Below are 3,707 nucleotides of genomic sequence, written 5' to 3' on the forward strand. Positions count from 1 at the left end.
CACCCGTACAGCTACAGCTTATCCACAATGCAGCGGATCCACTCGTTAGCGAAGTTGACATCTACATTAATGGAGAGCGTCGCCTCGACAATTTCGCATTCCGCTCGGCAACGAGTTTCTTGGAACTCCCAGCTGATACCGATGTAAATGTTGGAATTGCTTTACGCAATTCGGAAAGTGTCGCGGATGTCGCTGTTCCGTTGACAATTAACCTGCCATCAGGACGCTATGTGGCAGTTGCCAATGGTGTCATTACGCCAGCAGGCTTCAAAGCAAATACAGATCAAGACGCAGAGTCGATCGGCTTCGAAGTATATTCCTTGACAAACATCCGTCCAAGCGCATCGACAGCGGGTAATGTGGACTTCGTTGTGTTCCACGGTGCAACGGATGCTCCAAAGGTTGACGTCCTGAACGGTGATGACGTGCTGATTCCAGGCCTTTCGTACGGACGCGTAAGCGACTATCGGAGCGTTCCAGCATCATCGTATAACATTGGTGTTGCGCCAGCTGGTGCGGGAGCGATCGCACGTTTCACAGCAGACTTGTCCAACTTGACAGGTCAGTCAATTGTAGTCTTGGCATCGGGATTTCTTTCGCCAGCGGAAAATCAAAATGGTCCTGCCTTTGGTTTGCTCGCCGTTCTCCCTGATGGTACAACTGCCCTCCTGCCCCCCTTATCTTCAAGCGTTAGCGAAGTTCTGGCACTCCCGAACACGGTTGTGATGCCCAATCCAACGAGTGCAATTTCTCGCATCGCCTTTACCCAGCCAGCCGCAAGTGATGTTCGCGTTTCCATCGTAGACGCAACTGGTAGCGTTCTGTCAACGCAGTCGTTAACCAACGTTGCCGAAGGACCGCAGACAATTGCTGTCGATACAACGCCTTTTGCGTCCGGTATGTACACCGTGCAAGTGACGTCAGGATCGTACCGTGCAACACTGCCACTCGCAGTCGTACGGTAATACAACCTTTAGCCGCTCACTGACACATAACGAAGCGCCCCTGCCGCAACGATGCGGCAGGGGCGTTCGTTTTTTCAAGAACGGGTTCGGTAAGAACACTGACGAGTTCCATACTGTATCGTTGCATAGTCCTCAAGACACCATATATGGCACGTTGCTCTGGTAGCTAATCGATTTGAACATGCATTCCCTGGCCTTCGTCATGAACCTTGAGAGGTACGACTACCTTATCGAGGTCTCTTCTGAACACTGACCGAACACGAACGTGATACCTCCTTCGATCCGAGTCCACTGTAATTACTCCTCACAAATGACCATCCTTACTGTTCAGAGAGGTTCTACCCTTAGGTAATACGCACCGCACGTGACGTGTATTGGAGGCGCTACGGTGGAATACGAGGGGCCCAATTGTATCGATTTTCATGCGTGGTCATTGGAAAAAGCCCAGAGGCACCATCTGCCGCTATGGAAATCTTCAGTCCACGGTTCACCACCAGCCGTTACGGCATGCATACCCTGACGTGTTATCAGAATCAGAGCTGAACTCCTTGTCATACTCAACCAACAAAGAATCTGCAACCTGCCTGTATTCTGAGCGAAGACAGTCAATGTGAGCAGGTATGGTTTATCGGTCCAGTGACAGGTTTTAAAAGGTGTCAGGCTGCATGTCTGTTGCTTGCAGTGATTGGTGGTTGATCGTCGTTTTTGCTATGTGGTCGTTCGGTAATGACGATGTTCAGCCACATGGTAGAGATCGCCTTTGCTTCAGCGAGTGACATGAAGATCTCCGCGTTGAGGACTTCCCGTCGGTACGTTCCCACGAAGCTCTCCGCAAAGCCATTCTGCCATGGTTTGCCAGGGTGAATGGTTGCCAGTGTGATATGGTGTCGTTTGGCCCACTGTTGTACGATGGTGGCAATGAACTGGCCTCCGTTGTCCGAACGAATGTACTTCGGCGTACCATGCTGGGCAACCAGCTCGTTAAGGACTGCCTCGACATCCGAGCCCTTGAATGATCGTCGTAGGGTGATGCTGAGGCCAAACGACGTGGCTTCATCCTTGACCAACAGTGCCATCATCTTCTGGCCTGTCATCAGTCGATCCTCGGCAAAGTCCATGCACCAGACCTCATGGGGTTGTATTGCCGTTGGATTGATCCGTATGCCTCGCCGGATCTTGCGCGATCGCTTTCGCCACTGTGCTGCGTAGCCGCTTTGCCGATAGACGCGGTACACCGTGCATGCCGAATAATCATACCCCTGCTCCCGCATCCAACCATACACCAGACGCTTTCCCCATGTGGGATGCTGTGTCACTACGTCATGGATGATTCTCCTGACCGGGGCGTCCTTGATCGGCTGTCGGAGCCGATAGGTCACCATCGAACGGGATACTCCTAGCAAGGCCGTTGCCCTGCGTTGTCCAAGTCCTCGACGAACGGCGTACATGACGGCCTGGACTCGCTGCCGTACGCCTACCATTTTTTTGATGCGATCTCCTTCATCACTTCGATCTCAAGATCACGCTCGGCTACCAGCTTCTTCAAACGAGCGTTCTCCTGCATGATCCGCTTAAGCTCCGAGACCTGACTCGGACCCATATCGCCGTACTTCTTACGCCACAAATAGATCGTGTGTGACGATACCTTATGCTTCTTCGCAGTGGCTGCTACCCCATGCGCATGGGATTCGCGAACGATACCTACGATCTGTTCATCGCTGAATTGACTCTTCCGCATCAGTGCTCCTTTGAGACATCTGTCTCAAATTAAGACCGGACCGATTTATTTAACCCACTCCATGGGGTTCGAATCCCTACGGGTCCGCCGACAGGAGAAGCCGCATCGCTAGTAGTGATGCGGCCTTTTGACGTTTTTGGGGGATGAAGCTATGTACGGGCATTGTCCGCCGTTGTGTGCCATTGTGCACCCGAGTTGGTCACATACGGGTCACATACGGGTCAAAGAATCAGGTGTCCTGAGACCGTAGTTTCCAGCCTCAAAGCAGCCGATCGACGACAGCTCGGTGCGGTGTCCGGGGCCGCTTTTCCATATTCGGTATCGTGTTCCTTTCTGCAGCCCTGCACCTCAAGAACGCTCTCACCGCACGATCACCACCTTCTCGGTGATGGTCTTGCCGTCGCAACGCACCGACACCAGCACCACACCCTGCGGATAGTCCGTTGCATCGACGGTCAGCCTTTGCTCCCCTCGCCGCTGCTGGTCGATGTCCGTGGTGAAGTCCCGCAGCACCCGCCCCGAGACGTCGGCTATGACGGCCTGACGGATCGCTCCGACACTGGCATAGGCATTAACGAACCGCACGTCGAACGACCCGCTGGATTCAAGTAGGAAGTGCACCATGGTTAGTTCAAAAGAAGAGGGTTACTTGCTGATGCAACACGCTCCTTTCAGAGACCAACCATGGAGCAAACATGGCCAGTGGATATCAGCAGGGAACCCAAGAACAAAGGTATGTGATGTTGGCCCTTAGTTGGCATGGTACGACTCAGCGGTCGATAGCTGAAACGCTCGGTGTGCCACCATCAACCGTCAGTCGAGAGCTTCACTGCTATAGTGGCAAGCGCGGGTATCGTCCTTTGTAGGCGCAAAGGAGCTGGGACGACAGTCAGGCGTGCGGACACGGGAGCCAGAGGTTCACGCGGGAGATGCAACTGCTGGTGGAAGTTGGTTTTCGCTACGATCGCAGTCCGGAGCAGATTGACGACCATTGTCAGTTGCAT

The 3,707-nt window shown here is 53.4% G+C and carries 5 protein-coding genes; 2 read left to right on the top strand and 3 right to left on the bottom strand.

Annotation, left to right across the window (positions count from 1 at the left end; all coding sequences use genetic code 11):
* A partial coding sequence (locus ACLD7X_RS16060; protein ID WP_411424687.1) for a DUF4397 domain-containing protein occupies window positions 1-965 on the top strand: 965 nt, incomplete at its 5' end.
* A gap of 656 nt (window positions 966-1,621) precedes the next feature.
* Here ACLD7X_RS16060 and ACLD7X_RS16065 read toward each other — a convergent pair.
* The 3 genes from ACLD7X_RS16065 to ACLD7X_RS16075 all read right to left on the bottom strand — a co-directional run bounded on the left by ACLD7X_RS16065 (window position 1,622) and on the right by ACLD7X_RS16075 (window position 3,288).
* Complete coding sequence (locus ACLD7X_RS16065) at window positions 1,622-2,446, bottom strand: IS3 family transposase (RefSeq protein ID WP_411424688.1); 825 nt, start codon at window positions 2,444-2,446, stop codon at window positions 1,622-1,624.
* Window positions 2,440-2,703 (bottom strand): transposase, encoded by a 264-nt coding sequence (locus tag ACLD7X_RS16070; RefSeq protein WP_411424689.1) that lies wholly within the window; start codon window positions 2,701-2,703, stop codon window positions 2,440-2,442. The genes ACLD7X_RS16065 and ACLD7X_RS16070 overlap by 7 nt, the downstream gene beginning before the upstream one ends.
* A 360-nt stretch (window positions 2,704-3,063) precedes the next feature.
* Window positions 3,064-3,288 carry a hypothetical protein gene (locus ACLD7X_RS16075; protein ID WP_425625365.1) on the bottom strand — a complete coding sequence of 75 codons (225 nt, stop codon included), beginning with the start codon at window positions 3,286-3,288 and terminating at the stop codon, window positions 3,064-3,066.
* 110 nt (window positions 3,289-3,398) lie between these two features.
* Between ACLD7X_RS16075 and ACLD7X_RS16080 the strand changes: the two genes are divergently transcribed.
* Window positions 3,399-3,569: a helix-turn-helix domain-containing protein gene (locus ACLD7X_RS16080; RefSeq protein ID WP_411424691.1), complete on the top strand. Its 171-nt coding sequence runs from the start codon at window positions 3,399-3,401 to the stop codon at window positions 3,567-3,569.
* The last annotated feature ends 138 nt before the right edge of the window (window positions 3,570-3,707 follow it).

The sequence above is a fragment of the Aphanothece microscopica RSMan92 genome, from assembly GCF_046613545.2.
Lineage (GTDB): Bacteria > Cyanobacteriota > Cyanobacteriia > PCC-6307 > Cyanobiaceae > NIES-981.

Bases quoted from the DNA above. Each gene is read 5' to 3' on its own strand.
- ACLD7X_RS16065 (WP_411424688.1), bottom strand. From the start codon at position 2,446: ATGGTAGGCGTACGGCAGCGAGTCCAGGCCGTCATGTACGCCGTTCGT.
- ACLD7X_RS16070 (WP_411424689.1), bottom strand. From the start codon at position 2,703: ATGCGGAAGAGTCAATTCAGCGATGAACAGATCGTAGGTATCGTTCGC.
- ACLD7X_RS16080 (WP_411424691.1), top strand. From the start codon at position 3,399: ATGGCCAGTGGATATCAGCAGGGAACCCAAGAACAAAGGTATGTGATG.